Annotated in this window: 30 protein-coding genes and 1 pseudogene; 16 read left to right on the forward strand and 15 right to left on the reverse strand. The window is 46.5% G+C overall.

Annotated elements, in window-relative coordinates:
• Positions 1–1,329, reverse strand: coding sequence for a sensor histidine kinase (locus H2R00_RS13660; RefSeq protein WP_154999393.1), 1,329 nt, complete (start codon positions 1,327–1,329; stop codon positions 1–3).
• A 388-nt stretch (positions 1,330–1,717) separates the two neighbouring features.
• Here H2R00_RS13660 and H2R00_RS13665 point away from each other — a divergent pair, with 388 nt between their 5' ends.
• From H2R00_RS13665 to H2R00_RS13675, 3 genes are all read left to right on the forward strand, one after another.
• Positions 1,718–2,701: a glutaminase gene (locus H2R00_RS13665; protein ID WP_154999392.1), complete on the forward strand. Its 984-nt coding sequence runs from the start codon at positions 1,718–1,720 to the stop codon at positions 2,699–2,701.
• 24 nt (positions 2,702–2,725) lie between these two features.
• Positions 2,726–4,156: an alanine/glycine:cation symporter family protein gene (locus H2R00_RS13670; protein WP_182069471.1), complete on the forward strand. Its 1,431-nt coding sequence runs from the start codon at positions 2,726–2,728 to the stop codon at positions 4,154–4,156.
• A gap of 144 nt (positions 4,157–4,300) precedes the next feature.
• Complete coding sequence (locus H2R00_RS13675; protein ID WP_182069473.1) at positions 4,301–4,699, forward strand: ribosomal maturation YjgA family protein; 399 nt, start codon at positions 4,301–4,303, stop codon at positions 4,697–4,699.
• Positions 4,700–4,720: 21 nt separating this feature from the next.
• Here the strand turns inward: H2R00_RS13675 and H2R00_RS13680 are convergent, their stop codons facing one another.
• Positions 4,721–5,056 carry a hypothetical protein gene (locus tag H2R00_RS13680; RefSeq protein WP_182069475.1) on the reverse strand — a complete coding sequence of 112 codons (336 nt, stop codon included), beginning with the start codon at positions 5,054–5,056 and terminating at the stop codon, positions 4,721–4,723.
• Between the two features lie 101 nt (positions 5,057–5,157).
• On the reverse strand, positions 5,158–5,376 hold the full coding sequence (locus H2R00_RS13685) for a hypothetical protein (RefSeq protein ID WP_154999389.1): 219 nt from the start codon (positions 5,374–5,376) through the stop codon (positions 5,158–5,160).
• Positions 5,377–5,638: 262 nt separating this feature from the next.
• Between H2R00_RS13685 and H2R00_RS13690 the strand changes: the two genes are divergently transcribed.
• Entirely contained in the window at positions 5,639–6,349 is a 711-nt protein-coding gene (locus tag H2R00_RS13690) for a gamma carbonic anhydrase family protein (protein WP_182069477.1), read from the forward strand.
• A complete protein-coding gene (locus H2R00_RS13695; protein WP_154999387.1) occupies positions 6,337–7,059 on the forward strand; it encodes a DUF421 domain-containing protein in 723 nt (240 codons plus the stop codon). Before H2R00_RS13690 ends, H2R00_RS13695 begins: the two co-directional genes overlap by 13 nt.
• Before the next feature lie 31 nt (positions 7,060–7,090).
• On the opposite strand, the gene H2R00_RS13700 is transcribed toward H2R00_RS13695, so the two are convergent.
• The 3 genes from H2R00_RS13700 to chbG form a co-directional block, all read right to left on the reverse strand.
• Positions 7,091–7,867, reverse strand: a complete 777-nt coding sequence (locus H2R00_RS13700; RefSeq protein ID WP_182069479.1) for a MerR family transcriptional regulator — start codon at positions 7,865–7,867, stop codon at positions 7,091–7,093.
• Between the two features lie 123 nt (positions 7,868–7,990).
• Complete coding sequence (locus H2R00_RS13705; RefSeq protein WP_182069481.1) at positions 7,991–9,364, reverse strand: PTS transporter subunit EIIC; 1,374 nt, start codon at positions 9,362–9,364, stop codon at positions 7,991–7,993.
• A 13-nt stretch (positions 9,365–9,377) separates the two neighbouring features.
• Complete coding sequence (gene chbG, locus H2R00_RS13710; protein WP_182069483.1) at positions 9,378–10,118, reverse strand: chitin disaccharide deacetylase; 741 nt, start codon at positions 10,116–10,118, stop codon at positions 9,378–9,380.
• 209 nt (positions 10,119–10,327) lie between these two features.
• On the opposite strand from chbG, the gene mmuM reads away from it, so the two are divergent.
• Genes mmuM through H2R00_RS13725 form a run of 3 tightly spaced genes read left to right on the forward strand, consistent with a single transcriptional unit; the run spans position 10,328 to position 13,136 of the window.
• A complete protein-coding gene (gene mmuM / locus H2R00_RS13715; protein WP_154999383.1) occupies positions 10,328–11,275 on the forward strand; it encodes a homocysteine S-methyltransferase in 948 nt (315 codons plus the stop codon).
• A complete protein-coding gene (mmuP, locus tag H2R00_RS13720; protein ID WP_182071088.1) occupies positions 11,275–12,729 on the forward strand; it encodes an S-methylmethionine permease in 1,455 nt (484 codons plus the stop codon). The genes mmuM and mmuP overlap by 1 nt, the downstream gene beginning before the upstream one ends.
• Positions 12,730–12,755: 26 nt before the next feature.
• A complete protein-coding gene (locus tag H2R00_RS13725) occupies positions 12,756–13,136 on the forward strand; it encodes a DUF2512 family protein (RefSeq protein WP_182069485.1) in 381 nt (126 codons plus the stop codon).
• A 43-nt stretch (positions 13,137–13,179) separates the two neighbouring features.
• Here H2R00_RS13725 and H2R00_RS13730 read toward each other — a convergent pair whose 3' ends face one another.
• Complete coding sequence (locus H2R00_RS13730; RefSeq protein ID WP_154999381.1) at positions 13,180–14,061, reverse strand: Vgb family protein; 882 nt, start codon at positions 14,059–14,061, stop codon at positions 13,180–13,182.
• A gap of 327 nt (positions 14,062–14,388) precedes the next feature.
• Here H2R00_RS13730 and H2R00_RS13735 point away from each other — a divergent pair, with 327 nt between their 5' ends.
• Positions 14,389–15,153, forward strand: a complete 765-nt coding sequence (locus H2R00_RS13735) for a sulfotransferase family 2 domain-containing protein (protein WP_182069487.1) — start codon at positions 14,389–14,391, stop codon at positions 15,151–15,153.
• Between the two features lie 154 nt (positions 15,154–15,307).
• Positions 15,308–16,075 carry a SurA N-terminal domain-containing protein gene (locus tag H2R00_RS13740; protein WP_154999379.1) on the forward strand — a complete coding sequence of 256 codons (768 nt, stop codon included), beginning with the start codon at positions 15,308–15,310 and terminating at the stop codon, positions 16,073–16,075.
• Positions 16,076–16,113: 38 nt separating this feature from the next.
• On the opposite strand, the pseudogene H2R00_RS13745 reads toward H2R00_RS13740, so the two are convergent.
• From H2R00_RS13745 to H2R00_RS13760, 4 genes and pseudogenes are all read right to left on the reverse strand, one after another.
• A pseudogene (locus H2R00_RS13745) lies at positions 16,114–16,359 on the reverse strand (ATPase); the annotation flags it as partial.
• A 25-nt stretch (positions 16,360–16,384) separates the two neighbouring features.
• A complete protein-coding gene (locus tag H2R00_RS13750) occupies positions 16,385–17,440 on the reverse strand; it encodes an iron-containing alcohol dehydrogenase family protein (protein WP_182069489.1) in 1,056 nt (351 codons plus the stop codon).
• Positions 17,441–17,458: 18 nt separating this feature from the next.
• Positions 17,459–18,574, reverse strand: coding sequence for a saccharopine dehydrogenase family protein (locus H2R00_RS13755; protein ID WP_182069491.1), 1,116 nt, complete (start codon positions 18,572–18,574; stop codon positions 17,459–17,461).
• Positions 18,571–19,263, reverse strand: a complete 693-nt coding sequence (locus tag H2R00_RS13760) for a class I SAM-dependent methyltransferase (RefSeq protein ID WP_182069493.1) — start codon at positions 19,261–19,263, stop codon at positions 18,571–18,573. Before H2R00_RS13760 ends, H2R00_RS13755 begins: the two co-directional genes overlap by 4 nt.
• A 111-nt stretch (positions 19,264–19,374) precedes the next feature.
• Here H2R00_RS13760 and H2R00_RS21285 point away from each other — a divergent pair, with 111 nt between their 5' ends.
• Positions 19,375–20,421 carry a helix-turn-helix transcriptional regulator gene (locus H2R00_RS21285; protein WP_244958240.1) on the forward strand — a complete coding sequence of 349 codons (1,047 nt, stop codon included), beginning with the start codon at positions 19,375–19,377 and terminating at the stop codon, positions 20,419–20,421.
• 122 nt (positions 20,422–20,543) lie between these two features.
• On the opposite strand, the gene H2R00_RS13770 is transcribed toward H2R00_RS21285, so the two are convergent.
• The gene (locus tag H2R00_RS13770) at positions 20,544–21,011 is read right to left on the reverse strand and encodes a helix-turn-helix domain-containing protein (protein WP_182069495.1); all 468 of its coding nucleotides are present in this window, start codon (positions 21,009–21,011) and stop codon (positions 20,544–20,546) included.
• A 54-nt stretch (positions 21,012–21,065) separates the two neighbouring features.
• Positions 21,066–21,479, reverse strand: a complete 414-nt coding sequence (locus H2R00_RS13775) for a hypothetical protein (protein WP_182069496.1) — start codon at positions 21,477–21,479, stop codon at positions 21,066–21,068.
• A 94-nt stretch (positions 21,480–21,573) separates the two neighbouring features.
• On the opposite strand from H2R00_RS13775, the gene H2R00_RS13780 reads away from it, so the two are divergent.
• From H2R00_RS13780 to H2R00_RS13800, 5 genes are all read left to right on the forward strand, one after another.
• Positions 21,574–22,410, forward strand: coding sequence for an AraC family ligand binding domain-containing protein (locus H2R00_RS13780; protein ID WP_182069497.1), 837 nt, complete (start codon positions 21,574–21,576; stop codon positions 22,408–22,410).
• Positions 22,407–23,315 carry a DMT family transporter gene (locus H2R00_RS13785; protein WP_182069498.1) on the forward strand — a complete coding sequence of 303 codons (909 nt, stop codon included), beginning with the start codon at positions 22,407–22,409 and terminating at the stop codon, positions 23,313–23,315. The genes H2R00_RS13780 and H2R00_RS13785 overlap by 4 nt, the downstream gene beginning before the upstream one ends.
• Entirely contained in the window at positions 23,312–23,731 is a 420-nt protein-coding gene (locus H2R00_RS13790) for a DUF2000 domain-containing protein (RefSeq protein WP_154999372.1), read from the forward strand. Before H2R00_RS13785 ends, H2R00_RS13790 begins: the two co-directional genes overlap by 4 nt.
• 202 nt (positions 23,732–23,933) lie before the next feature.
• A complete protein-coding gene (locus H2R00_RS13795) occupies positions 23,934–24,383 on the forward strand; it encodes a hypothetical protein (RefSeq protein WP_154999371.1) in 450 nt (149 codons plus the stop codon).
• Between the two features lie 37 nt (positions 24,384–24,420).
• Positions 24,421–24,894, forward strand: coding sequence for a hypothetical protein (locus tag H2R00_RS13800; RefSeq protein WP_154999370.1), 474 nt, complete (start codon positions 24,421–24,423; stop codon positions 24,892–24,894).
• Between the two features lie 40 nt (positions 24,895–24,934).
• Here the strand turns inward: H2R00_RS13800 and H2R00_RS13805 are convergent, their stop codons facing one another.
• A complete protein-coding gene (locus H2R00_RS13805) occupies positions 24,935–25,195 on the reverse strand; it encodes a YiaA/YiaB family inner membrane protein (protein ID WP_020449960.1) in 261 nt (86 codons plus the stop codon).
• Positions 25,196–25,345: 150 nt separating this feature from the next.
• Complete coding sequence (locus tag H2R00_RS13810; RefSeq protein ID WP_154999369.1) at positions 25,346–26,980, reverse strand: Na/Pi cotransporter family protein; 1,635 nt, start codon at positions 26,978–26,980, stop codon at positions 25,346–25,348.
• Positions 26,981–26,988: the final 8 nt, after the last annotated feature.

Below are 26,988 nucleotides of genomic sequence, written 5' to 3' on the forward strand. Positions count from 1 at the left end.
TCACCCTTTCTGAATCAATTGTTGGACCGGAAGTCTGATCGTAAACACAACACCGCTTGCATCATTCCGAAATCGAATGCTCCCTCCGAGCTCCTCGACAGTTTCCTTCACATAAGACAGACCGATTCCGGTTGAAGGAGTTCCGAATTCATCATATTTTGATGTGTACCCCGGCTCAAATACCACATCCCCGACTTTCTCGGGAATGCCCGGTCCGTCATCTTCTACACGGCATTCCAGCATGTCATCGCTGCGCCTATAGAGGCTGAGGCGGATGGAGCCCTGCTTTTGAATCGCTTCCACCGCATTCGCCATAATATTATTAATCACGGATAATACGGTATACACGTGGTATTTCGGATGTTCTCCGTCTATCGAATAATGAAAGTCAATGTCTTTTTCGAGCGATTCTGCATACTTTCGATTAATGCCGGTCACAAGCCGGACCAGATCTTCTGCAGCCATGTAGTCTCTGAAGCTTTCTTTTGAAATTAATTTTGAAAGTCCGGCGAAAATGCGCTGATTGTCTTTTTTGACCTCGTGGATTTCACCGGCGAGGCGCAGCACTTTCTGGCTGATTTGCCGGACGGAGGAATTGTTATCGCTCTGTCTATTTAAAAGCCTGTACAGCTGATAGGACTCGTTCGTAATCTCTTCAGTATTCTTCAACGTCTTTTTCAAATGAACGGTTTCTTCATATAAGTTTGAAACGATCATCAGCATGTGCTCATTTTGTTCGCGGATCTGCTTTTCCCGCGATTGCGTTTCATACAGCTTCATGACATTAAAAAAGCTCAGCACAATAAAGCTGTGGGAAAAAGCAATCGCCATCATGTCGCGGATCTTTCCCGGGGTAACGGTAGACTCGAACATCATATATTGAACAGCCAGTTCGGCTCCATCGGCAATCAGTTCGATTCCGAAACCCAGAAACCCGATGTAGAGCGGGCGAAATTGAAATCGTTTCACTTTTGCCAAGTAGAATAGAAACGCATATGTGAAATAAAAGAAAAAAGTCGGATAATGGTGGTAAAAGGATGACAGCCAATCGATCTGTCCCGGGCCGAATGCATCAAGCAGCACCCGAAATCCGACGACAGCCGCCCCCGTTAAAAAGCCGGACAGCACAGCCGGCACATTCCGCAGCAGCAGCAAAAGAAAAAAGAAAGTCGGAACGCCGAAGCTGACCCGGAAGGTCTCGTTGAGCGGATAAAACTTCAACTCTCCTGCCAGCGGCACCGTTAACATCATCACCGTTAAGATATAGCCGTCTTTTTTTACAAGCCGGGCCGCCTTTTTCATCACACTTCCCCAATTTCCACCCATCATGCTGATCCTCCATTACAAACGTGTTGCTTTATTTTGACGTTAATCACACGTTATCCGCAACTCCCATTTTACCCACAGTCGATTTGATTTTTAAATCAATCGGCTTATTTTTTAATTATTTTTGTCGCTTTTTGTAGGTTTATGTAGGTTCCATTATAAATTGAATGTATATTTTCTCTATTTGAAAACGCTTATATTTTCCCGCAACTCACTCCCTTGTGCAATCCAAACCCCTTTTTCCCAGGAAAGAACAGGCTTTAAAACAACATGTGCGGCACAGGCTTATACCCCTTTGCCTTCTGCCGCCATGCCCAAATCACCGCTTTTTAGAGCCTCGTATTTTTTCAGTAAACCTGCAGCTTAATCAGGTCAGATTGGAGGAATTTCGATGAATGAAGTATTGGAAGAACGCTATGACGCCCTTTTCTGGCAATCCCGCCTTGAAGATTTGGTCGAACATTACCGTCCTTTTTCCTCAAGCGGGCGCAACGCCGAATACATTCCGGCTTTAGGAAAAATCGACTCTAACCAGCTCGGCATCTGTGTGATCGGTTCTGATCACACGATGATCAAAGCAGGAAATTGGGACGTATCATTCACACTCCAGAGCATCTCAAAGGTGATCAGCTTTATCGCAGCGTGTTTGACGAAAGGGATTTCTTACGTATTAGACCGTGTTGATGTAGAACCGACGGGAGACGCGTTCAATTCAATCATCCGCCTTGAAATGCACAAGCCGGGAAAGCCGTTTAACCCGATGATCAACGCCGGAGCGCTGACCGTTGCGTCGATCCTTCCCGGTATATCGGCACTGGAAAAAATGGAGTCGCTTCATGACGTCATTGAAAAAATGATTGGAAAACGGCTTGAGATCAATGAAGAAGTATTTCGGTCAGAGTGGCAAACCGCCCATCGGAACAGAGCATTGGCCCATTATTTAAAGGAAACCGGCTTCCTCGAAGCAGACGTCGAAGAAACGCTTGAAGTTTATCTGAAGCAATGCTCCATGGAAGGAAGCACTGAAGACATCGCCTTGATCGGCATGATTCTCGCAAATGACGGATATCATCCTCTCCGCCGTGAGCAGGTGATTCCGAAGGATGTCGCCAGGCTGACAAAAGCTTTAATGCTGACGTGCGGAATGTACAATGCTTCAGGAAAATTCGCGGCCTTTGTCGGCATTCCGGCAAAAAGCGGCGTCTCCGGCGGAATCATGTGCGCGGTGCCTGCCAGCATGAAAAGGGAACAGCCTTTTCAGCATGGATGCGGCATCGGCATCTACGGCCCGGCGATTGACGATTACGGCAACAGCATGACGGGCGGAATGCTTTTAAAACATATAGCCCGTGAATGGGATCTCAGTATTTTTTAAAATCATAAAAAAAGAGGTGAAAGCATGCAGCAATTCCTTCAAGAAGTCATTGGTGTCACAAATGATTTTCTTTGGTCAAAACTATTGATAATTATGCTTCTTGCTTCGGGACTGTTTTTTACTTTTAAATCGAAGTTCTTTCAAGTTCGCTTGCTGAAAGAGATGTTCCGGGTTTTAAAGGAAGGGACGCCCGACAAAAACGGAATCTCGCCTTTTCAGGCATTTTGCATCAGCATGGCCGCGAGAGTAGGTACAGGAAATATTACGGGGATTGCGATCGCCATTGCCTTGGGCGGACCCGGCGCTATCTTTTGGATGTGGATCATCGCCATCATCGGTTCGGCGTCAAGCTTTGTCGAAAGCACGCTGGCGCAAATTTATAAAATAAAGGATAAAGACGGCTTCCGCGGCGGTCCTGCTTACTATATGGAAAAGGGTTTGAAAAAACGCTGGATGGGTGCGCTGTTTGCCGTCTTGATCACATTGTCCTTCGGAATCGTGTTTAACGCGGTCCAGTCCAATACGATAACGGTCGCTTTTGAAAACTCATTCGGCACAGACCGTCTCACACTGGGGATTATCATTACGATTGCTTTCGGCATCATTACCTTCGGCGGTATCAAACGGATCGCCAAGCTGTCCGAATATATTGTCGTATTTCTCGCCGTCTTATATATCGGCGTCGCCGTTTTCGTCATGCTGATGAACATTACGAAACTGCCGGACGTCATCTCTTTAATTATCGGTCATGCGTTTGGCCTTGAACAAGCGGCAGGCGGAGCCATCGGCGCAGCCCTGATGAACGGAATCAAACGCGGCCTCTTCTCGAATGAAGCCGGGATGGGCAGTGCGCCGAATGCCGCCGCAGCAGCGACCACGAGCCATCCTGTCAAACAGGGCCTTGTTCAGGCTTTAGGGGTTTTTACGAGCACTTTGGTGATTTGTTCAAGCACGGCTTTTATCATATTGTTTTCCGATGCGTATCAAGAACCGGGGCTGAGCGGAATCGAGTTGACGCAAGCGTCGCTCAGCACGCACATCGGAGCATGGGCCTCAGGCTTTCTCGCCATTATGGTGTTCCTGTTTTCTTTCAGCACCTTGATCGGAAACTACTACTACGGAGAGACGAATATTGAATTCCTGCACACGAACAAAGCATGGCTCTTCATTTACAGAATCTGTGTGCTTGCGATGGTCATCTTTGGATCGGTATCAAAAGTCCAGCTTGTGTGGGACCTCGCCGATTTGTTCATGGGATTGATGGTCATCGTCAACCTGATTGCGATTTTCCTGCTGTCAAAAGTGGCATTTGCCGCCTTGAAAGACTATGTGAAACAGCGCAAAGCGGGCAAAGACCCGGTCTTTTATAAAGATGTTCTTGAAAACCATGAAGGCGTCGAATGCTGGGAGCACTCCGGCACCGAACAAAAAGCCGAAAGCAAAAATGCGATATAACACGAAAAGCCGCCGGGTACGGCGGCTTTTTTATCGTTCATTTAAACCGGCTTCACGCCCAAAATAATAAAACGTATTTCCTCTTGTATCCGTCATATCTCCGAAGATTTACTTAACCTACTTTGGCAGAAACGGGGTTCAGCCATGAATATGAAAAGAAGCCGTATCAGCCGGCTTGCGCTGACATTCGCAGCGATGGCGGCGGGGCTTGCTTCAAGGAAGACGGCCGATATGCTGCCGGACATCGTGAATGCCTATTTAGGGGATGCGCTGTGGGCGCTGATGATTTTCTTCGGCGCAGACTTTCTGTTCAAAAACGCGAAGACCGCTTCCGTGGCGCTGATTGCGCTGGTGTTTTGTTTTTTGATTGAATGCAGCCAGCTGTATCACGCTCCATGGATTGACCATATGAGAGCCGCTCCGCTCGGAGGACTCATTCTCGGTTACGGATTTTTGTGGAGCGATTTATTGGCTTATGTGCTCGGCGTTTCCGCAGGCGCCGCGGGCGAAATGCTGTTCCGCAAACGAAAAAGACAGCTGTAACACTGTCTTTTTGGGGAATATTTACACACTTGGATTTTGAGTCTTTATACAGTTTAAAACAAACATAGCAAGTCCGATAATAAGAAAGATGGGTCCAATGAGTAAAGCACGATACAGGCCGTCATTTCCTGTATTCGGCAGCGGGTTGCCTCCTGTTTTTTCGACATGTCCAGTGTCTCTATCCTTTTTGGCAGGAGGAGCTGCGGTATTTGTCTCTTCCTTATGATTCTCTACCGCATGCTTTACGATTTGCCCATCTTTTTTGATTTCAAATTCGAATGTCCCCTTATTTAAAATAAAATCCCTTCGGGGCAATCGTTTCCGTGTGTTTGTCAAAACGGGCGATCCCGTTTTCATCGGTTTTTCTCCTTGCAATTTCCGCGCCTTTTTCGTTATGACTGTTGCAATAATAAAGAGCCGGCTGCAGAAGAGGAAGCATTTCAGATGCGCCGGTAACATTATACGTTAAGCTGTATGATAACGGTTACTAATGCAGCCAACATAAAAAGAATGATAATGGCGAAATAAGTCCACAGGATGGCCGTGAAGGGGTTGAGCGGCCTTTTTGTACTCTCTTCCCACTTTACGTTTTTACGGTTATTGGATTTGAGCTGTGCCAGCTGAAATATATTTAAAAACACAGATATAACTAATGCAACTGCCAAAGATAGATTCAAAGTTTCAACCTCCCTTAAAATAGAGCTCTGGCGAGGAGTCAGCCAGGGCAAGCCTGACCGTAAATTTCCTCCTCAAAATGAATCATTTCCTCTGTTTCTTCAGAGCTGAAAAAGGTAATCGTCTTGAAAACATATTCCATTGCTTTATTAGCCGTTGTCTCCCCCTTATCCTCTTTTTTAGTTTCAGACCGCCGCCCCGTCTAATTTCTTAAATAAATATCCGTTTTTTAGACAGACTACCTGAATAAAGGAGGCAGGTCATATGAAATTAAGCAACAAACTCATCCTCGGATTAACGGTTTCGTCACTCGCTGGGAAGTTTCTTGAAAAGTTGCTGATCCAAGACAATGTCAGCCCCAATATTACCGCATCATTTAATCAAGAAGCAGATATACCGGATATTGATGCGTCCTCATACATCCATCATTTTGCCTCGGTCATCGGCAGTGTGGTCATCGGGCGCAACGTTTTCATCGGGCCTTTCTCTTCGATCAGGGGAGACGTGGGATTGAAAATCTTCATCAGCCATGATTGCAATATCCAGGACGGAGTTGTCTTGCACGGATTGAAAAACTATGAATACAACAGCCCTGTTACTGAACATTCCGTATTTAAGGATCGTGAATCGTATTCCATTTACATAGACGAGAAAGTGTCACTTGCCCCGCAATGTCAAATTCACGGTCCTGTACGAATTGACAAAAATGTTTTTGTCGGGATGCAAAGCCTTGTTTTTGATGCCTATATCCAAGAGGATACGGTGATCGAACCGGGAGCAAAAGTAATCGGTGTTACAATTCCCCCAAAACGATTTGTTTCGGCGGGGCGTGTGATTTCAAACCAGGAGGATGCCAACCGGCTTCCTGAAATAACTGATTCTTACCCATATCATGATCTCAACTCCAAAATGACGGCCGTCAACCTTGAATTGGCAAAAGGCTACAAAAAGGAAGAAAGACAATGGAAACTATGAAAGAAATTTTGGTTGTCTACGGGCGAATCATCACCATCCTTCCGCTTTTATTAATTGTCACATTGTTTATGGGAAAACGTTCAATCGGGGAAATGCCTGTGTTTGATTTTTTAATCATTATTACATTGGGGGCCGTCGTCGGAGCGGATATAGCCGATCCGAGGATTGAACATTTGCATACCGCCGCTGCGGTGGCTGCGATTGCCCTATTGCAAAGACTCGCTTCAAAAATCATGATCAAAAACAGAACACTGGGACGTCTGATTACATTTGAACCGACCATCGTCATCAAAAACGGAACGTTTATCGTCGGCAACTTGAAACGAATCAGATATTCGGTGGATAATATTCTGCAAATGCTTCGGGAAAAAGATGTTTTCAATGTCAGCGATGTAGAAATGGCGTTTGTAGAAGCGAACGGAAATTTAACGGTATACAAAAAGCCAAATAAAATGGAAGTCACGGCTGAAGATATGGGGATTCAAAAAAGCAGCGGCGAATTTTCATATCCGGTAATCGTTGACGGGAAAGTGTACACGTCTGTCCTTCACCAATTGAATGTAACGGAAAGCTGGCTCAAAAACCAGCTGAAGAAGAAAGGGCTTGAACGAATGAATGAAATCTTTTTCGCTTCGATTAATCAAAACCATGAACTGCATGTTTCGCTCGATAATGAAACGACGAAAATTGAGCCGGAGCTTTTGCATTAAAAAGCTCCGGCATGTTTTATAATTTGCCTTTTCATCTGCCGTTTTCGGGACAGAAATCGTTGTGAATCATGTAATATTCGAACACCTGCTGCAACCACGCTTCCTCTTCATTTGTAAAAGGTGAAGAAAACTTCTCTGCCAGCTGCTGTGATTCTATTGTCTCCATCTGTCCTAAAGCCGACAGCACGCCCTCCCCGATAAATTCCAAACTCGTCTTCATATACCGGTCTGCCATTTCCTGCACCTCGGGGTCATCAACCGGTTTTCCCATGAGCCGCTTGGCTTCCTTAGATAAACGAACATACTCTTGATCCAATTTGGCCATCTCTGCTTCTGATTTGCCGAATACATCATCGGCAAAACTTTTGGACACCTGCTGTTCAAGCCATTTACGCTGTTCCTTCTCCGTCTGGATGCTGTTCAGCAGGCTCATGAAAACAGAGCTGTCAATTTCCTCTTCCTCCTCCAGGAGACCGATCGTCCTGTCGATCGCTTTCAGCCCTGTTTCAATATGCTCCTTTTTCTCCTCAAGCACCCTTTTCTGCTCCTGCAGCGCCTCAATCAGACCGGCATCGAAGCTCTCATCCTTCATGAAAGCACGAATTTGTTCAAGACTGTACCCCAGAAACTTAAAACATGTGATTTTCTGCAAATCTTTCGCATCTCTGTCTGTGTAGAGACGGCGGCCGGTGCCCGGTTGTTTTTCAGGTTTCAACAAGCCGATTTCATCGTAATAATGGAGCGTCCGAATGGATGTCCCTGTCATTTCTGAGAAAACACCGATTGAATAATACTCATCTTTTTTCATAAGAGTCACCTCCAACTGACGATTCATACCCATCATAAAGCCTCACGCTGCTGGAGGTGCAAGCTTATTTATTCAAAAATCGCACGATGCAGCGCAGATTTTCTTCAATAGCAACTTCAGTTTTTAATCCGGCGTAGATTCGTCGATCAAGTTCTGCAAGTCTTTTTTTACATTCCCCGCATCCGTTCCGATCACAATCTGAATATGATGCCGGTCAATTTTGATCACACCGTGCGCTCCTAATTGCTTTAATTGTGCTTCATCCGCCAATGACGTGTCTTTTAATTTCAGTCGTAAACGGGTTATACAGTTTTCACAAGTCACGACATTCTCGCGGCCGCCGATATGCTTAAGAATACCTGCAGCTATAGACTGATGCAGCCGGTTTCCTTCAAGCGTTTCCTGTTCCCTTCCGATCACCGGAACGTTTCGCTTTGTAATCACAAAGTAAAACGTAACATAATAGAGGGCGAAAAAGGCAAGGCCGACCGGTATGATCAATAATCCGCCGTCTGATAAATTAAGATTCAGCAAATAATCGATGGCGCCCGCACCCCATGAGAAGCCGTGACGAATCCCCAGCAAACAGAGCACCGCTCCGGCAAGTCCCGTATAGACCGAGTGAAGAAAGTACAATAAAGGCGAAGTAAATAAAAACGTGAATTCAACCGGTTCCGTAATCCCGGTGATCAGCGATGTGGCTGCTCCGGAAGACATGAGCGCTTTCGTTTCCTTTTTTCTCGTTTTGGCTGCATGCGCTATTGCCAAAGCGATCGCCGGAATGCCGAACATCATCGTGATAAAAAATCCGCCTAGAAAGTAGCCGGCAGTCGGGTCTCCATTCAAAAACCGTGTAATTTCCCCTGTCACCGCTTCTCCGGACGCAGTCTCATAGCGCCCAAGCCCAAAATATATATACGTATTCATGACATGGTGAAGTCCGAACGGCAGCAAAAACCGATTCAGAAATCCGAACACAAAAACCCCGAAAGCGCCAAGACCCACAAGCGACTGGCTAAAAGCGTCGATCGCCGCCTCTGCATATGGCCAGACGACTGAAAAAAACCCGGCCACCGGAATGGTCACCAATACGATCATTGTAATTGGAAACTTCTCTCCGCCAAAAAATGAAAACATGCTTGGCAGCTTTGTATGTTGGAATTGATTATAAATGAAAGCCGCCATCAGGCCGGCGAGCACCCCGCCGAAGACGCTCATATCAAGGTCGGGATTCAAGATGCCGAGCCCTTCTTTTAATACGGTAATCGCCAAATATCCTGTCAGCGCAGGAATCCCTTTATCTTTTGAACGGGCAAGACCCATGGCAATGCCGATTGCGATCAGAACATCCATATTGTTCAAAATCACGCCTGACGCTTGAAAAAGCGGTATATTCAGCATATCTTCCGCAGAAAGCCGCAGCAGCAGGCCGGCGATCGGAAGAACGGTAATCGGAATCAGCAAAGACTTTCCCAGCAGCTGAAGAATATGTTTCATTCCGGCATTCTCCTTATATCAAATTCCTAAATGATACGAGCTGAACATCCGCAAGCTTGTTCAAGCGGATGACAACGTCCGGATTGGTTAAAAACTCAAGTTCATCGACTCTTGGATAAGTATATGAAGAGTTCGCCAAAAGCTCCTTATCGAGGTATGCCGGGTGGGTCATGACCTCCACGGTATTATGTTCTTCAAACAGTTCAGAGACGGCTTCTTCATCCTTTAAAGCCGCTTCGAGCACAGGTGAAAAAGAGTCTGTTGTTTTCACTCCTTTTTCCGTGATCATGGCACTCTCCATATTACGTCTGACAGGCAGGCGATACTCTTTGGCGAGCGTCAAAAATACGTCTGAGATGTGCGGATAAGCGTTGATGTGATGGTGGCTGTCCAAATGATCGGGTTCCAAGCCCATGTTGACGCTTGTTTCAATCTGCGCTTTCCACTCGCGGTATACTTCATCAGCATCTATCGTAAAAGCACCTTGATAAAAAGCGAGATTGCGAAAATTCCCCTTTGCATCCACGATCGTCCGGTGATCAGACAAAAGCGGCCTTCCGCAGGTCAACACCAAATGTACGCCGATTCCGAGTCCGGGCGATTCGCGAGCCAGCCGGACCGCGTGACCTGAGCCCGGCATATTCGTCATGAACGTCGCTGATGTTAAAATCCCGAGCTTATAGGCATCAATAATTCCGTAGTTCACACCTCTTGAATATCCAAAATCATCAGCATTGATAATCAGTTTTTTCATCCATCTGATACCCCTTATCTGTTTTTTAAAAAAAATATGCGGCGACGGACGGTTTTACCCTAAATAGAAAACGACAAAGGTGACTAGTGAAAACTGATTTTCGGTAGATTGACAAAAGTACCCGCGTCTTTTAAACTATTTTTCATATATTTTTAAAAACTCTAAAAAAAGGAGGCCGGGGTCTCGGACGACAGAGCCTCAACAATTAGATGACAAATCCGATTCGATCTGCTTTACAACAATTCCCTATAGTAATACTTGACGGCGCGATGGCCACCGAGCTTGAACGGTACGGCTGTGATTTGAACGACAGCCTGTGGTCTGCAAAAATTCTCATCGAAAACCCCGAGCTTATCAAACAGGTTCACATGGATTATTTCCGTGCGGGCGCCGATTGCGCGATTACGGCCAGCTATCAGTCGACGATTGAGGGTTTCACAAAACGCGGACTCAGTGAACAAGAAGCGCTCCACCTCATCCGGGAGTCTGTCCGTCTTGCTGTAGAAGCACGCGATGAATTTTGGGCGGCGCCGGAAAACCGCGAAGGCCGGACTAAACCGTTTGTAGCCGCTTCAGTAGGCCCTTACGGCGCTTTTTTAGCGGATGGTTCCGAATATCGGGGAAACTATGGCGTCACAGAAGATGAATTGGCCGATTTTCACAGGCAGCGAATGGGCGCTTTAATCAATGCGGGCGCCGATATTTTGGCTTGTGAGACAATACCGTGCTTTTCAGAAGCAAAAGCAATCGTTCAGTTATTAAAAGAATTCCCGGATACACATGCGTGGATCAGTTTCAGCGCTAAAGACGGACGCCATATCAGCGACGGCACGAAAGCCGGCGAATGCGCGAAATGGCTCGACCAGCATGACCAGGTTGCGGCAGTAGGCGTAAACTGTACGCGGCTGGAGCATGTCTCATCGCTGATCAGCAGTATCAAAAAGCATACAGCTAAACCGATTATCGTCTATCCAAATTCCGGTGAACAGTATGATCCGGAGACGAAAACATGGCATGGCGCGGCATGCCAAGCTTCTTTTGGAGAAAGCGCCCGCAGCTGGTATAACCAGGGGGCACAGCTGATCGGCGGCTGCTGCAGAACAACGCCTGAAGACATAAAAGCCGTCGCCGACTGGGCGAGAAAGCTGGAGGTATGATGGAACAGTCAAACAGCAATCGTCAGAACTTTCAAAGAAAAATGCAAACAAGACACCTTATCATGCTCTCCTTAGGAGGAGTTATCGGCACGGGCCTTTTCTTAAGTTCAGGTTATACGATCTCACAGGCGGGGCCTGCCGGAACAATTTTAGCCTACTTAGTCGGGGCTCTGATCGTCTACCTTGTCATGCTCTGCCTCGGCGAATTATCGGTCGCCATGCCTGTCACCGGATCGTTTCATATATACGCCGCCAAATTCATCGGACCGGGAACCGGGTTCACCGTCGCCTGGCTTTACTGGTTGACCTGGGCTGTCGCGCTCGGTTCGGAATTTACCGCTGCCGGTTTATTAATGCAGCGCTGGTTCCCCGATACTTCGGTCTGGCTGTGGAGCGCGGTTTTCGCTGCACTGATTTTCGTGTTCAATTCTGTCTCAGTGAGATTTTTTGCCGAATCTGAATTTTGGTTTTCGAGCATTAAAGTGCTTGCCATTATATTGTTTATTATTTTAGGAGGAGCCGCGATATTCGGCATCATCCCGATACAAAATGCGGACTCTGCACCGCTTCTTTCAAATTTTACAGGAGAAGGCGGACTCTTTCCGAACGGCTTCCTTCCAATTTTTATGGCGATGCTCTCCGTGAATTTTGCGTTTTCGGGTACTGAGCTGATCGGAATTGCCGCCGGAGAAAGCGCCGAACCGGAAAAGAACATTCCAAAAGCGATCAAGACAACACTCTGGAGACTGGTGCTTTTCTTCATCGGAACGATTTTCGTGCTTTCGTGCCTCATTCCGGTAAAAGAAGCCGGTGTGATCAAAAGCCCGTTCGTCGTCGTCTTTGACCGCATCGGTGTTCCATACGCGGCCGACATTATGAATTTTGTGATTTTGACGGCTCTGCTTTCCGCGGCCAACTCAGGCTTGTATGCATGCTCCCGGATGCTCTGGTCACTGTCAAAAGAAAAAACTTTGCACCCAGTATTTCAAAAGCTGACTTCACGGGGAATCCCGTTGAACGCGCTGATCTTCAGCATGATTGGCGGCATTCTGTCGCTGCTCTCCGGCGTTTTTGCGCCTGATTCCGTCTATATCGTTCTTGTGTCGATTTCAGGGTTTGCCGTTGTTGCCGTCTGGATGAGCATTGCAGCCTCGCAGTTTATGTTCCGCAGACGCTTTTTGGCTGAAGGAAACACTGCAGACGACTTAAAATACCGGACACCGCTTTATCCGGCTGTACCGATTGCCGCGTTTCTATTATGTCTGGCATCTTGCATCGGCATTGCCTTTGATCCGAACCAAAGGATCGCTCTTTTTTGCGGCGTGCCATTTATGGCGTTATGCTATATCATCTACTATGCAAGAAACCGAAAAAATAGCGTGAATCCGTCTGAGCCCGTTAAAAATGCAAGTTTGCATGTTTCGTTTTCTGAATACGAGGAAAAGAAAAACTAAAATCTCGTATAAAGGAGCGAATTGTTATGGAACATGTGAAAGCCCTTGCTATTAAAGGCATCATGACGATTGTCATTCTGTACCTTGTTCTCGGGCTCGGGTTTAGTTTCAGTTTTGAAAACACCCTTTTCATCACGATTGTTCTTGGCGCAGTATCCTATTTGCTGGGTGATTTGTTTATTCTGCCGAAGACCAATAACATCACGGCCACTTTAGCCGATTTAGGCGTCGCTTTTCTTGTCGTTTGGCTGATGGCTCTTGCAATGGGAACGGCTGCAAACACCGCTGCATTGGCCGCGTTTTTTGCAGCAGTCGCTATGGCAGTCGGTGAATACATCTTCCATTTTTACTTAATGAATAAAGGCCTTGGCTCGCCCAGCCGCAGAATGGAAACGAGAACGGAATAACATGTGAAAAAAGAACGTCCAGTTTGCTGGACGTTCTTTCATTTCAGATCGAGATTTTCCCAATACGGCCGCACTCTTCTGCAAACCAGATCGAATGGGCTGGTCCGGCCGCTATCCCGTGCGGTTCAGAATCTGCCGTCGGGATTGGATATTCCGTAATATCCCCGTCGACTGTAATGCGGCCGATTTGGCCTGCACCCCATTCCGTGAACCACAGGGCCCCGTCACCGCCGGCGGTAATCGCGTGCGGGCGTGCATTGGCTGTCGGAAGCGGGTGTTCGCTGATCTTTCCTGAGACTGTAATTCTCCCAATTTGATTTTCGTTTATTTCTGTAAACCACAAAGCTCCGTCCGGTCCGGCAGTGATCCCGACCGGGCCGGATTGTGCTCGAGGGAGCGGATACTCGCTGATGTCTCCATCTGCCGTTATTCGCCCGATGGAACCGCTTTGATTTTGTGTAAACCAGAGTGCACCGTCTGCTCCCATTGTAATAAATGACGGGAAGGCGCCGGGTTTGGGCAGTTTATATTCTGTTATTTCGCCTGAAGATGACAGCCTGCCGATTTGATGTCCGGCCATATCCGTATACCACATAGCATCGTCACAGCCTTCAGCGATCCCAAACGGGGCAGTACCTGGGGGAAGGGCATACTCGATTATTTCCCCTTGAGGCGTGATTTTGCCGATTTTCCCCGCTTTATACTCTGTAAACCATAGCTCACCGCCAATCCCGGAAGTAATAATCGAGGCGCCTGCGCTCTCCGTCGGAATCGTATATTCGGTGATATCCCCAGACTCTGTGAGCATACCGATCCGATTCCCCTTTTGTTCAGTAAACCAAATGCGCCCGTTTTCACATACGGCGATCCCGTACGGACCCGATTCCGGGTCGGGAACGTGATATTCAGTCATGCGCATCTGCATGAACGTCCCTCCCTTTATCCTATTTTCCTTGAGCATCTGATCTTTCAGAACGCTCCCAGGCATTACTCATTTTCATGTTACCTCAGGCGGAGCATGCAGTGAAACAGAAAATTCCATCAATATGAACTGTACAGGCTCACTCTAGTATCATAAGATAGCTCTAAGAATTTCTTATTTAAGGATTTTTCACTGAAACATATTCATATCTTTTTGAAATATTTTCATATTATCACCCTATCAATTCATTGCCAGCGGCATAGTTTGTTTATAAAGGCAACCGCTGCCAAAGGCGGGTCCTTAACCAAAAGAGAAGTGGATGTGTTCTGCATGTTTGAAAATGAGAGACTGAAACGCTTGATTCACCTTTATACCCCTCTTTTTGCGAAGGATTTTCCAATCATTCTGTTCTGGATTCCAAAAAGCGGCTGCACGACGCTGAATCGCTGGTTCTTTTTCCAAAACGGACTGCTTGAAGATGTCGATCGAAGATGCGCCGGGGAAGTTCATCACTACAGAAATACGATCTATACGCAGCAGCCGAATTATGTGAAGGATCTTCTGGCAGATTTAAGAGAGGGGAAAAAGGACACTTACAAGCTTGTACGCAACCCTTTCCGGAGAGCAGTCAGTTCCTTTCTGGCGGCGATTTGCTCCCCGAATTTTATCTATCTGTTCAACAGTGACATGAACACAGGGCTGTCTTTCAACCAATTCTTGCATCATCTAAAAGATCTCGGGCCGGATATTAACGCCATTGACCGTCACCTTGGTCCCCAGTATATCGAAGGAGAAGAAGAGTTTGTCGCCAATTATATTTACCTCGAACAATTCAGCGCGCAAATCAGAGAGGTTGAAAACAAATACAAATTATTAAAATCTCCGGTATCACAGCTGTCAAAATCACCGCACCATCTCTCCGATACTATGCTTAAAAAAGGAAAGTTCGCGGACACCGTTTTGACCATGTCATCCTTCGACTGGGTGTTACCGACTTTTGAGAGCTTTTACAATGACGAAACAAAAGAATTGGTGCAGGACATTTTTGCGAAGGACTTCGAAGTCTACGGCTTTGATCCGAAGCATATCAAGTAAACCGGAACTCGGCCATCACATTACGATCTCCTTTCAATTCGATTACATTTTGGAAAATTGATTCCAAATGGTTTCTTTTTCAGAGACGATCGTTTAGAATGCCCACTAAAGGTCATTTTAAGATTCACTTCTGTTTGAAGAAAGGAGATATATTATGAAAAAAGGCATATCATCTCTCATGATTGGATTATTGGCTGTCGTGTTGGGCGCCTGCGCTTCTAATCATGATGATCAGCAATCCCAGACAAAAGATCAAGCGAAAACAGCCCAAAGCGGGCAGCAGGATCAAGAAAAGCAAATGAAAGCCATGCAGAAAAAGCTTGATCAGCAAAAAGTCGATGAAACAAAAACCGTGGCTGTCGTAAACGATGAAAAGATCACAGGCAAAGACTATAACAGTGTATTATCAACCGCACAAATGCAGTATCAGCAAACAGGACAGGATCCGACTTCAAAAGATGCGGCACAGCAAATCAAAAAGCAGGCGATCGACAGCCTGATCGGACAGGCTTTAATTACCCAGGAAGCAGACAAAAAAGGCTACAAAGCATCTGAGAAAGAAATTGAAAAACAGCTGGACGAAAGCAAAAAGCAGTATAAAAACGATCAGGATTTTGAGGAAGCGGTCAAAAAAGCCGGCTTAAACATGAACACGCTGAAAAGTGACATTGCCAACAGTATCAAAACGGAAAAATATATTGATAAAGAACTGCCGGCAGATCAGGTCACAGACAAAGAAATCAAAGATTACTATGATCAATTTGCCGCGCAGCAAAAAGACAGCGGACAGAAAAACACACCTGCGTTTGACGATGTCAAGAAGCAAATCCAAGACATGCTCAAACAGCAAAAAAGACAGGAAAAACTCGGACAGCAGGTCGAAAAACTGAAGAAAAGCGCCGATGTGAAAGTGGAAATTTAACAAAGTCAGCCATCCTGTAACGGATGGCTGACTTCGTTTTATTTATCAATATCTTTTTTGGACAGATGGCCGTCTTTGATCACAGTCTCTTTGATATTGCCTTTCGTAACGGCATACGGCTCAAGTAAAATCGCCGGTACTTTGGCTTTGCCGTTTTCGACGGTTGTATCGGTTTGAATCGCTTCGCCTTTCGCCACTTGAACAGCCATTTCAGCGCCTTTTTTGGCGAGCGCGGGAATCGGTTTATAAACGGTCATCGTCTGTGTACCGTTCACAATTCTTTGGTTTCAAAGGCGTATAAACCCGGGTTTATTCGAGCGACTCTATCGCCGCAATCACATCGGCTTCATGAAAAGATCCCATTAAACATAAAGATTCATCCGGACGCACGGCATGGGCGGCAACGATCCGTTTTGCCTCTTCAACGTTTTCTAAAATCCCTAAATCACTAAGTCTTCTCGGAAAACCGAGCCCTTCATAAAAGGGAATCAGTTCGGCGATTTCACCTGTCCGCCCTTCTAAAGCAAGCTGCACCAGTATCCCGTAGGCTACCTTTTGGCCGTGCAACACACGGTGGGTTTCGGGGATGAACGTTAAGCCGTTGTGGATTGCATGGGCCCCGGCCATTCTGCCGTAGCGGCCCGCATATCCGCCTACTGTGCCAGCCAGCGCAATGACCGCTTCGAGGACATTTGTGAAAGATGAGGAGGATTCGCCTTTTTCTAGGCTTTCTATGGCTTTCAGGCTTTCTGTCAACAAAATATCCCGAATATAGACAGACTGCCTCAGCCCTGTCTGAACCATGATGGAAAGCGAATCTTCCGTATTTCTGATGATCGCTTCGGCCTCATACCATTTCGCAAGCGTATCGCCGATTCCGCTTTTCACATAAGCGATCGGTGAAGAGAGGAGCAGCAGCGGATCGACCAGCGTCAAATAGCTGGAGCGCTTATGATATTGGACGCCCGAAAAGTTGCCTTCATCATCATAGATGACGCTTAACGGCGTGCTTGCCGCGCATGTTCCAGGGATCGTCGGAATCGTCATGACTTCAATGTTCAACAAATCGGCGGCTGCCTTCGCCGTATCTAAGACGGTTCCCCCGCCTATCCCAATGATGACGTCTGCCGATTCTGCTTCCTCTGCTGCTTTTTTAATCTTACTTAAGGAACTGCAGCCCGTATGCTGAACAACTTTCCAATCGGCTGGAAGTGCTGTATAACGTGTAAAAGCTTTAAACGATTTGATCCCCGTAATGATGACGGGGCGTTCGAATGCATTCGCAAATGACGGCAGTTCTTTCGCGATCCCCTCTCTGCAAACGTATTGGTTCGGCCCGCTTCTGACAATATCTTCAGGCTGCATATTTCCCCACTCCTTCTATTATTTTCTAATATTTATCATCTCACTTTCTAACAAGATGTCAAACGATATCACAAACCGCTCGCCGGTTTCTTTCTGCTTTAAGCAGGTCTCTCTTCCTTCCCATTCAAGCTCAAACAGCTGTTCCAAGTGATATATTCCGTGCGGAAAGCTTCCGGTATACAAAGCGGAAGCGGCTGCAGCGGCTGTCTGTGCGGTAATGAATGATTCATTTTCGCCGAGTAGCGCGATGCCCGTCCCGGCGCTCCGGCCGTTTTTTAATCCTTCAGCATCCACCTTTACCGCGTATTGCGCCGATCCGATGTTGAGCGCCCCCAGCATACGGACCGCCAGATCTCGAATTACCTTATTGTTTAAGAGCTTGACTGCGCCGATTTTTTGCATGGCAGCAATCAGCGCTGTGGCAGGCCTTGAATCAAAGCAAAGCCGGGTAGAAACAGAAGGGACGGCTAATGTGCCTGGCAATGTCACCTGGTCGGAAAAAGGAAACCGGTACGCTGTCCTGCGCCCCAATCGCCCGCCAAAGTTTGTCCGCCGGCCGTCTGTAAAACTGCTGACTTCCATCAAGCGTCCATTTACTTTCACATCATATACCATATTCAGATGGTCAACTGTCCACTCGATCGCCGCTTTTCCGTGGCTGTCTCCTAAACCGAGCATGATCGCAATATCAATGCAGCTCGTCTCATCGAGAGCCTGGGCAGCTTTCTGCGCAAGTAAGTTGGTAAGCCCCGGAGCCAGGCCGACGCTTAATAATGCCGTGCCGCGGCATACTTCGTCATTCAACTGTTCAAGCTGCGCCAAAAATGAACCGTTCGCCGTAATGTCGATATAATCCGTGCCGTTCGCCAGACAAGCCTCTGCCAATTCAGTGTTTTCCTGATCGATGCACACGATCACCAGTTTTGTCGTCTTGAGCCAATCCCAGTCAGCCGGGGCATCTCTGTTGAAACGCATCGGCTTCACTTGGCCGCCCGTTTCCTGACTAAAACGCTCGGCGCGATCCAGGTTTCTTCCGGCAGCATACACACGGCCCGGATTTTTTTCCCCGAGCCTCCGGCAGATTTGGGCGCCGACATGACCGTACCCGCCGATCACGACAATATGTTTCTTCATTGTTTGCCGCCTCCTTTCACAGCAAACCAGCCGTCGATTACATAAGCGCTGAAAAATCTCGTTACGTTTGTAAAGCCTGCTTTGCCGAGCAGATCCTCCACCTCTGAAGCCGGCACCGGATGAGAGCGGCTGCCGATTGAAGCGGAAAAGCTCTCCCATTCCTGTTCAGAAATCCCGCCTGCCAGCATATGCTCCTTCCAGGCACACATCTGCCACTTGAATGCCTCTGAGGTCATGTCGCCTTGAATGGCCGCGATGAAAAACGAAGCGCCATCCGCCAATCTTGAGGCGATCTGCTGCAAAAATTCAAGCTTATGACGGACAAAGTGAAGCACAAGCATGCATGTCGCAGCATCATATTGAAATCCGCCCTCAAGCTGCTGTACTTCCCCTTTGATCAGATCGGCTTGAAGCTCAATTCCGGCGAGCTCCAGCCTTTTTCTCGCCAAACCGAGCATGTTGGCAGACGGATCGACTCCTGTAAATGACCAATTCGGGTGCCTTTTTGCAAGCGTCACAAGCTCCTCCCCGCCTCCGGCCCCGACGACCATCACATTGGCTGTTTCTTTATCAAGCCTGACCGTCAGCAAGCGATCCATCATATCGTACATCATTTCATAGCATGGGATTTTTAAAGCAATCTTTTTTTTGTATTGAAAGACATCAGGATGATTCCAGTCCATGTTCATGACAAGCCGTTCTCCTTTTAGTAAGATTAATTAAGAATTGTTCTCAATTATAAAGGAGTTTCATCAAAGCACCATCCCTTAAACCTGGGATTTTTAAAGAGGAGGACCGACATGAACCGGCCGTTAAAAGACATATTGAACGAACTGCAGCGCACATCCCGTTCTTCACCCCAATATATCGAAGCCATGCTGTCTGCATTAAAACAGGCGATTCCGTTTGATGCAGCATGCTGCACGGCTGTAGACCCCAAGACCCTGCTGTCCATCGGAGCCGTCACAGACGATCAAATTGAAGCAATCCATCCACAATTATTCGAGCTTGAGTACGCGGATGAGGATGCGAATCGATTCGTAGCCTTAATTCAGACACGGCAGACAGCGGCTATATTAAGCGAAACGGTCAAAGGAGACCTCCGGCAAAGCAAACGCTACCGCAATATTCTGGAGCCGGCAGGCTTTGGAGATGAATTGCGCGCCGTTCTGCTCAGCAAGGGGGAATGCTGGGGATACCTCACACTGTTGAGGGAAAGTGGACAGCCGCTGTTTACAGAAAAGGATAAGAGCCTGCTCGCTTCTCTCGCACCGCTTATCGGCCGGCATCTTCAGCAATTCAGACACCATCTGCCAAAAAAAGACGTGTTTCACATGAAACATGTCGGAGGCATTCTGATTTTGTCGGAAGATCTGCAGCCCTTGTCATGCAACCGAGCAGCCCTCCATTGGCTGAACATCTTACGCGGCTGGGAAAGAATCGGCAGCGAAGCCGTGCCGAGACCCGTCCGGGCCGTCTGTACGCGCGCAGCGGCTAAAACTGCTGCCCCGGCAAAAACGATCATCTCGATTCCAGGCTATTCCGCCCTATCCATTAAAGCGAGCCGTTTAGACGGCTTTGGCCCGTCAGGCCAGATCGCCGTTTCATTCGAGCCTGCTTCACCCGCAGAAACCATTCCGCTGATAGCAGAAGCCTACAGCCTGTCCGACCGGGAAAAAGACATCGCTTACCGGGTCATCCGCGGACTTTCAACAAAAGCCATCGGAGACGAATTGCATATATCGGCTTACACCGTTCAAGACCACTTGAAATCGATTTTTTTGAAGACCGGCGCAGGAAACCGACGGGAGCTGATGTGGAAGCTGCTTGATGATGTGCTGGAGTGAGAATAAGGCGGGTGGAAAACTGTTCTCACGTCCGATTCCGCAGGGGAGACACGCAGTGTTTTTCACTGTGTCTTGTCTTGAAGGAATGAAGACCAGCAAATGCAGAAGGCTTAACTTTTTCTTCATTCCACCCTGTCCTGTTCATTTAACAGCTCGTCCAAACGCGCAACAGCATCCTGTTTTTCAAACGTGCTGAACCATAGGTCGTCATACGAATCCAAAATGCGGTAATGGTGAGAAATCAAGTTTTGCTGAAGGCGAAACTCTCCTTTTTTCTCAATGTCCCGCCACCACACTTTTCCGCCAAGCGTCTTCCCTTTTGGTCTGTCGATGCTTCGGTGAGCGACAGTCTCCACCATCTCGAGGGGCTCATCCCCGAGCACGGCCTGCAGCACTTCACTGTTCCGAAAAAGCGCGTATACCGCGACAACATGCGCCCATCCCGCTGCCGACCTGCCCTTTTCAATTTGCACGAGCGTTTTCTTCGACATCCCGAGCACGTTCGCCATTTTCTCCTGCGTATAGCCGCTTTCTACACGGATTAATCTTAACTTGGATGAAATGAGTTCGGTTATGTATTCTTTATCCATGGAGGAACCTCCGATGTTGTTTTAGTGTAATATTACACTAAAAGTTACAATGGTTCACTTCTGATTAGTTTCTGTCAGTTTAACCCTCTCCTTATAGTGTTCACCATTCTGATTCCATTCAACGACAGCTTCAAATTGCTCATTTTTTTCTGGGGCATCACCTAACCAGACAACATTGACTGAACCAGAATGGGCGGCGCCTTTCTCTTGTTCATCCTGTTCGTAATGAACCATCTCTTTTCCATTCACAAAAAATACGACTCTCTTTAACTCCGTATCTTCACTCGTTTTCTTCGAAACAAAGCCATTCCAATATTGATCTTCCCTTTCTTTAGAATACGAGACCTCCCATTCCCCGTTTGAAGTCACTCCGCTCAGCTTGTTCTGTTCAAAAAACAGACAGTAAATCGTGATGCCGATGCCCAGCACCATCGTGAAGATAATTGATGCAATCCATTTCTTTTTCACTTTGAGTACCTCTTTTTTTCATTAAGCAACATCATACAAGAAATCTCCCAAAAACATGATAAACTTGAACATCATCACACCAAGGAGGCCCGCTATGCGAAATGAAACCCGCACGCTTTTCCTCGACCCTGATCTGAATGTTGAAGCCTACCGTTTTAAAGGCATTATGCAGAAGTTTCCAAATCACTTTCACGAGTATTTTGTGATTGGTTTTATTGAGAAGGGGCAGCGCTATTTGCTTTGCAAGGGAGAAGAATACATCATTAATCAGGGCGATCTCGTGCTTTTCAATCCTTATGACACGCACAGTTGCGAACAGATTGACGGAAAAGCGCTCGATTATCGCTGCATAAATGTGATGCCTGACGTTATGAGAAGATGTGTGAAGGAGATCACCGGGACCGACAGCCTCCCATATCTCACTGAAAATGTCTTGTTCCGTCATGAGTTGAACGCCAGCTTGAAGGAGCTTCACATTCAAATATTGCAGAAAGAAAAAGCCTTGAAAAAAGAGGAGCTTTTTCTCAACCTTCTCGAAGAGTTGATTCGTACGTATTCTGATGTCACGTTTCTTGAAAATGCACCTGAACCGTCCGACGAAGTCAAAGCGGTGTGCGGTTATTTAGAATCCCATTACCAAGAGAACATTACGCTTGAACATTTAAGCAAGCTGACAGGCTGGAGCAAGTATCACCTCCTGCGGTCGTTTACGAAGCAGAAAGGAATTTCCCCCTACAGCTACTTGGAAACCGTCCGTATCAATCATGCGAAAAAGCTGTTGGAAGAAGGCGTAAAACCAATCGATGCCGCTTTCCAAACAGGCTTCAGCGATCAGAGCCATATGACGAAATTTTTCAAGCGGCAGGTCGGGCTGACGCCGAAACAATATATGAAAATCTTTGAATATGACAGGCAGGAGATCAAAGGATGAAGACAAGACGCGAAACCGCCGGACACCTCGCAGCTGTCATCACGATCATCATCTGGGGTACCACTTTTGTCTCGACAAAGGTGCTGCTTGAGGATTTTGCGCCCGTAGATATATTGTTTTACCGGTTTCTCATCGGGGTGATTGTGCTGATCATGGTGCATCCGCATGTGCCGACATTCCGGAGCTGGAGACAGGAAGCGCTGTTTGCGGGAGCAGGTTTATGCGGGGTGACGCTTTATTTTCTGTTGGAAAACATCGCGCTTACTCTTACCTACGCCTCAAACGCCGGCATGATCGTCGCGGTTATTCCGATGATCACCGCGGTATTGGCGCATTTTTTCCTTTCGGGCGAAAAGCTGGTTCCCCGCTTCTTCATTGGATTCGCCGCCGCTTTTACAGGACTTGCGCTCATTTTCTTTAACGGACAAATGATGCTCAAGCTGAATCCGCTCGGCGACATTCTTGCCGCTGCCTCCGCATTCGTCTGGGCGGCATATGCCATTTTAATGAAAAAAATCAGCACATTTGGTTACCATACAATCCAATGTACACAGCGGATCTTTCTGTACGGCTTGCTATTCATGGTTCCGGCTCTGTTCCTGTTTGATTTCCGCTTCGACGCAAGCCCTTTTGCCTCCCCCGTCAATTGGTTGAACATCCTGTTCTTAGGCGCAGGTGCATCTGCGCTTTGCTTTGTGACATGGAACTGGTCGGTCGGTGTGCTTGGGGCGGTAAAAACGAGCGCTTATATCTATATGGTACCCGTCATCACCATTGCGGCATCGGTCGTCATTCTGCAAGAAAAATTGACATGGGTTGCTTTTTGCGGAGGAGCGCTAACATTGGCCGGGCTTTATATTTCTGAAACAAAACCAAAACCGCAGCTGAAGGAGGAACAAATTTGATAGAAGAGACAAAATGCACATTGATCATCGATGAAAGCCTGTCGCTCGGGCTAATCGCCAATACAGCTGCAATCCTGGGGGCGGCACTCGGCAAAAACAAACCCGGCCTGATCGGAGAAAATGTAACAGACGGCTCGGGAATCGACCATTTGGGTATCGTCAAACTTCCAATCCCCATTTTAAAAGGCAATGCCGAGCTGCTTCATCAATTAAGACAAAAGCTGTTGACCGACGAATTCAACGATATTCTGACGGTCGATTTCACCGATGTCGCGCAAGGCATTCATACATATGAAGCATATATTGAGACATTTCAAAGCACCGCAGCTTCCGATTACCGCTATTTTGGAATCGGCGTTTGCGGCGATAAGAAGAAAATTACGCGGCTGACAGGAAGCTTGGGGCTGTTGAGATAAAATAAAGGCACGATTCGATGCTCTTCTACAGTCATAATATTTCACTAACAACCAATACTCAACTGGACTTTTTACTGCAATAACATTTAAACTAAAATACAAGGTACATCATATCTCCGATTAGGAGATTTTTTTGTTCGTAAAGCTCTATAGAAAGAAGCACAATTGCTGCTTGCAGCAACACTTGTGAGGGGATGATCATATGAAAAAAGACAAAGAAGCATTCCAAAAAGCACAAAATATGATGGATACGATTAAGCTTTTTAAAAGTGACGACAAACTTCTGCATTTTCTTTCAAACCAAGATTCTCTTTCTCTTAACCAATTGAAAGTCTACTGCTCTGATCCCGGATTCCCGTCCAGTTTGTTTATGAAAATCGGCTTATCCTGCAGCGTGTCTGCCATGATATTAAATGTTCTGTTCTTAATCAAGACAAAAGATTTCTTTCCCAGTCTGCCGATTATACCTCTATTATTCATTCTGTTTACGATTGGCTGTGCCCTTTGGTTTTATTTTCAGATACTCAAATGGGGAAGAAAACCCGTTCAGCTTCCCCAGCATTTCGAGCATAAATCCGGATTCGCAAAAATAAATAGGATGATTGATTTTGTTTTGGAACAAAAATACCAAAACACACTAAAACATGACTGAATACAGAAATTGATCCAAACAAAGCGAGGCAATTGATATGAAAAAAGATAAACAAATGCTGCACAAAACGAAAGAAGCCGCTGATATTGTTATGTCCTACGGCAGTGAAAATGATGAAGAGCTGCTCGCTTATCTTGCCAAACAGGATGTTTCCCTTTTAAGCAGACTGAGAGTTTATTTTTCGAATCCAACTTTTACATTAATTTATTTTATTAAATGGGCTTTTACCAGCAGTCTGATTGCTGCATTTTTAACAACTGTCGCTTCCGATACAATACCATATATCCATACACCCGGCATTCTCCTTTACCTGCTGGCCGTTTTGTTTTTGCTATCCACCTTCACGCTAATCAGGTTTTTCGTCATGGCCCGAAAAGGTGTTTTACAACAGATTAAGCACTTCGCCAAAAGATCAGAAAATGCCCGAATCGTAAGCATGATTGATTTTGTTTTAAAACAAAACTATAAAAACGTCCAGAAAAACTTGGATACTTCAAACCGCTCTTTCTGAACATAACAAAAAGGCATCCTTAAAGATGCCTTTTTTCTGCTTACTCACCACTAGACAAATTCTGTCTTCTCTCCTGCTCCGCAATGATTTCATTGTCCTCGGCGTTGTCTCTCGTCACTTTCTGCGTCAAAATCGCGCCGACCGCCACTAAAATCATCACCGCTATGTAATAGCCTTTTTCATTGAGCTGCAGGTTGTCCGCATTGTAAAGGCCGATACCGAACAAAAAGACCCCCGCAAAAAATGTGAAATATGACATAACCGTAAAGGCCGTTGTGTTTCTTCTTCTGTGTTTCTGCATCTTAATACCTCCTAAAGAATAAAACTATTATACTTGATTTAGGTCACCAGAAGAAGAATGTTCTTCCTTTTCACACACAATTTAGTAAATATGTCACGACGCGATAAAAAAGACCTACAAAACAAAAAAACCGGGAATGACTCCCGGATTTTAATGCTTTTCTTCGCCTAAAACAGCTTCTGCAATATTGACGGCATGGTCGCCGATCCTTTCCAGGTTGCTGGTGATATCGACGAAGATCACGCCGGCTTGTCCGCTGCATAATCCGTCGTTTAAGCGAAGAATGTGCTTTTTGCGAAGCTTGCGTTCCATTTTATCGATTTGATTTTCTTTTTCGACTACACGTCTTGCGGCATCTTCGTTATTTTCCCCAAGAGCTGTGATGGACTCCTTAACGGTGGAAATGGTCAGGTCAAGCATTTCTGTTAAGTCCGCCATTGCAGCTTCGGAGATTTTTACCCTGTTGGATTGCTGGTACTCACCAAGCTCAACCAAGTTTTCAAAGTGATCGCCGATTCTTTCAATGTCTCTGACTGTGTCCATTAACATATGATGTTCTTCAGATTCTTGTTCAGAAAGCGTAGTGGCTGACAGCTCGATCAAGTAATCGGTTATTTTCCTGTCCAAATTGTTAATCGCATCTTCTATTTGAAAAGCGCTTTGCGCATGTTTTGCCTGTTTTGTATTAAAAAACTCTTTTGTTTCCTCAAGTCCCTTTACCGCAAATTCACCCATACGCAATACTTCTTCTTTCGCCTGTCCCAGCGCGATTGAAGGAGACTGCTGAATGAACAGCGGATCAAGATGTGTTGCTTTATAGTCCACAACCGAATCTTTGCCCGGAATAAGCTTCGTAACAATCAAAGCCAATATGCCGACAAACGGAAGCTGAATCAGCGTATTCGACGTATTAAAGATCCCGTGGGCAAACGCAATCACCATCTTAGGGTCCAGTCCTATAGAGGATTGAAGCATTAAAATCAAAGCTGTGAACGGCTTCAGCAAAATCAGGAAGATTGCCGTTCCAATCAGGTTAAACAATACGTGAACGGCCGCAGCCCGTCTGGCTGCAACGGAGGCGCCAAGAGATGCCAGTACAGCGGTAATTGTCGTACCGATATTGTCTCCGAATAATACAGGCAGCGCGCCATTTAGATCTATTAATGAATCAGCAAACAGCCCTTGCAGGATCCCGATGGTTGCACTTGAACTTTGGACGAGAACTGTGAAAAGCGTGCCGACAAGCACACCGAGAACAGGGTTCGCACTCATGCTGACTGTTAAATCATGAAAAGCTTCAACCGTCCGGAGCGGCTTCATTCCGCTGCTCATTAATTCCAAACCATAGAAAAGCGCACCAAATCCAAACAGAATTTGTCCGAGGTTCTGAAATTTTTTACTCTTTAAGAAAAACAGTAAAAATGAACCAATGGCGATGATCGGAAGCGCATATGCACCAACGTCAAAGCCGATAATAAATGCCGTGACCGTCGTTCCGATGTTCGCACCCATAATGACGCCGATCGCCTGGCGGAGGGTCATAAAGCCGGCGCTGACGAGACCGACAGTGATAACGGTCGTGCCGGAACTGCTTTGAATTAAAACCGTGACAATTATACCAGCCAAAACACCCATTAGAGGGTTGCTTGTAAAACGATCTAAAATGTCTCTCAGCTTATCTCCAGCTGATTTTTGGAGTCCTTCTCCCATAAACTTAATACCGAGAAGAAAGATCCCGAGACCTCCAATGAATTCAAAAAGCAATTTCTGCACATCTATTTCCAAAGTCTTGC

Origin of the sequence: Bacillus haynesii (assembly GCF_014042035.1) — a bacterium.
Taxonomy (GTDB): Bacteria; Bacillota; Bacilli; order Bacillales; family Bacillaceae; genus Bacillus; species Bacillus haynesii.

Excerpts from the sequence above, each read along its gene's own strand:
- H2R00_RS13660 (WP_154999393.1), bottom strand. The coding sequence starts at position 1,329 with ATGATGGGTGGAAATTGGGGAAGTGTGATGAAAAAGGCGGCCCGGCTT.
- H2R00_RS13665 (WP_154999392.1), top strand. The coding sequence starts at position 1,718 with ATGAATGAAGTATTGGAAGAACGCTATGACGCCCTTTTCTGGCAATCC.
- H2R00_RS13670 (WP_182069471.1), top strand. The coding sequence starts at position 2,726 with ATGCAGCAATTCCTTCAAGAAGTCATTGGTGTCACAAATGATTTTCTT.
- H2R00_RS13675 (WP_182069473.1), top strand. The coding sequence starts at position 4,301 with ATGAATATGAAAAGAAGCCGTATCAGCCGGCTTGCGCTGACATTCGCA.
- H2R00_RS13680 (WP_182069475.1), bottom strand. The coding sequence starts at position 5,056 with ATGAAAACGGGATCGCCCGTTTTGACAAACACACGGAAACGATTGCCC.
- H2R00_RS13690 (WP_182069477.1), top strand. The coding sequence starts at position 5,639 with ATGAAATTAAGCAACAAACTCATCCTCGGATTAACGGTTTCGTCACTC.
- H2R00_RS13695 (WP_154999387.1), top strand. The coding sequence starts at position 6,337 with ATGGAAACTATGAAAGAAATTTTGGTTGTCTACGGGCGAATCATCACC.
- H2R00_RS13700 (WP_182069479.1), bottom strand. The coding sequence starts at position 7,867 with ATGAAAAAAGATGAGTATTATTCAATCGGTGTTTTCTCAGAAATGACA.
- H2R00_RS13705 (WP_182069481.1), bottom strand. The coding sequence starts at position 9,364 with ATGAAACATATTCTTCAGCTGCTGGGAAAGTCTTTGCTGATTCCGATT.
- chbG (WP_182069483.1), bottom strand. The coding sequence starts at position 10,118 with ATGAAAAAACTGATTATCAATGCTGATGATTTTGGATATTCAAGAGGT.
- mmuM (WP_154999383.1), top strand. The coding sequence starts at position 10,328 with ATGACAAATCCGATTCGATCTGCTTTACAACAATTCCCTATAGTAATA.
- mmuP (WP_182071088.1), top strand. The coding sequence starts at position 11,275 with ATGGAACAGTCAAACAGCAATCGTCAGAACTTTCAAAGAAAAATGCAA.
- H2R00_RS13725 (WP_182069485.1), top strand. The coding sequence starts at position 12,756 with ATGGAACATGTGAAAGCCCTTGCTATTAAAGGCATCATGACGATTGTC.
- H2R00_RS13730 (WP_154999381.1), bottom strand. The coding sequence starts at position 14,061 with ATGCAGATGCGCATGACTGAATATCACGTTCCCGACCCGGAATCGGGT.
- H2R00_RS13735 (WP_182069487.1), top strand. The coding sequence starts at position 14,389 with ATGTTTGAAAATGAGAGACTGAAACGCTTGATTCACCTTTATACCCCT.
- H2R00_RS13740 (WP_154999379.1), top strand. The coding sequence starts at position 15,308 with ATGAAAAAAGGCATATCATCTCTCATGATTGGATTATTGGCTGTCGTG.
- H2R00_RS13750 (WP_182069489.1), bottom strand. The coding sequence starts at position 17,440 with ATGCAGCCTGAAGATATTGTCAGAAGCGGGCCGAACCAATACGTTTGC.
- H2R00_RS13755 (WP_182069491.1), bottom strand. The coding sequence starts at position 18,574 with ATGAAGAAACATATTGTCGTGATCGGCGGGTACGGTCATGTCGGCGCC.
- H2R00_RS13760 (WP_182069493.1), bottom strand. The coding sequence starts at position 19,263 with ATGAACATGGACTGGAATCATCCTGATGTCTTTCAATACAAAAAAAAG.
- H2R00_RS21285 (WP_244958240.1), top strand. The coding sequence starts at position 19,375 with ATGAACCGGCCGTTAAAAGACATATTGAACGAACTGCAGCGCACATCC.
- H2R00_RS13770 (WP_182069495.1), bottom strand. The coding sequence starts at position 21,011 with ATGGATAAAGAATACATAACCGAACTCATTTCATCCAAGTTAAGATTA.
- H2R00_RS13780 (WP_182069497.1), top strand. The coding sequence starts at position 21,574 with ATGCGAAATGAAACCCGCACGCTTTTCCTCGACCCTGATCTGAATGTT.
- H2R00_RS13785 (WP_182069498.1), top strand. The coding sequence starts at position 22,407 with ATGAAGACAAGACGCGAAACCGCCGGACACCTCGCAGCTGTCATCACG.
- H2R00_RS13795 (WP_154999371.1), top strand. The coding sequence starts at position 23,934 with ATGAAAAAAGACAAAGAAGCATTCCAAAAAGCACAAAATATGATGGAT.
- H2R00_RS13800 (WP_154999370.1), top strand. The coding sequence starts at position 24,421 with ATGAAAAAAGATAAACAAATGCTGCACAAAACGAAAGAAGCCGCTGAT.
- H2R00_RS13805 (WP_020449960.1), bottom strand. The coding sequence starts at position 25,195 with ATGCAGAAACACAGAAGAAGAAACACAACGGCCTTTACGGTTATGTCA.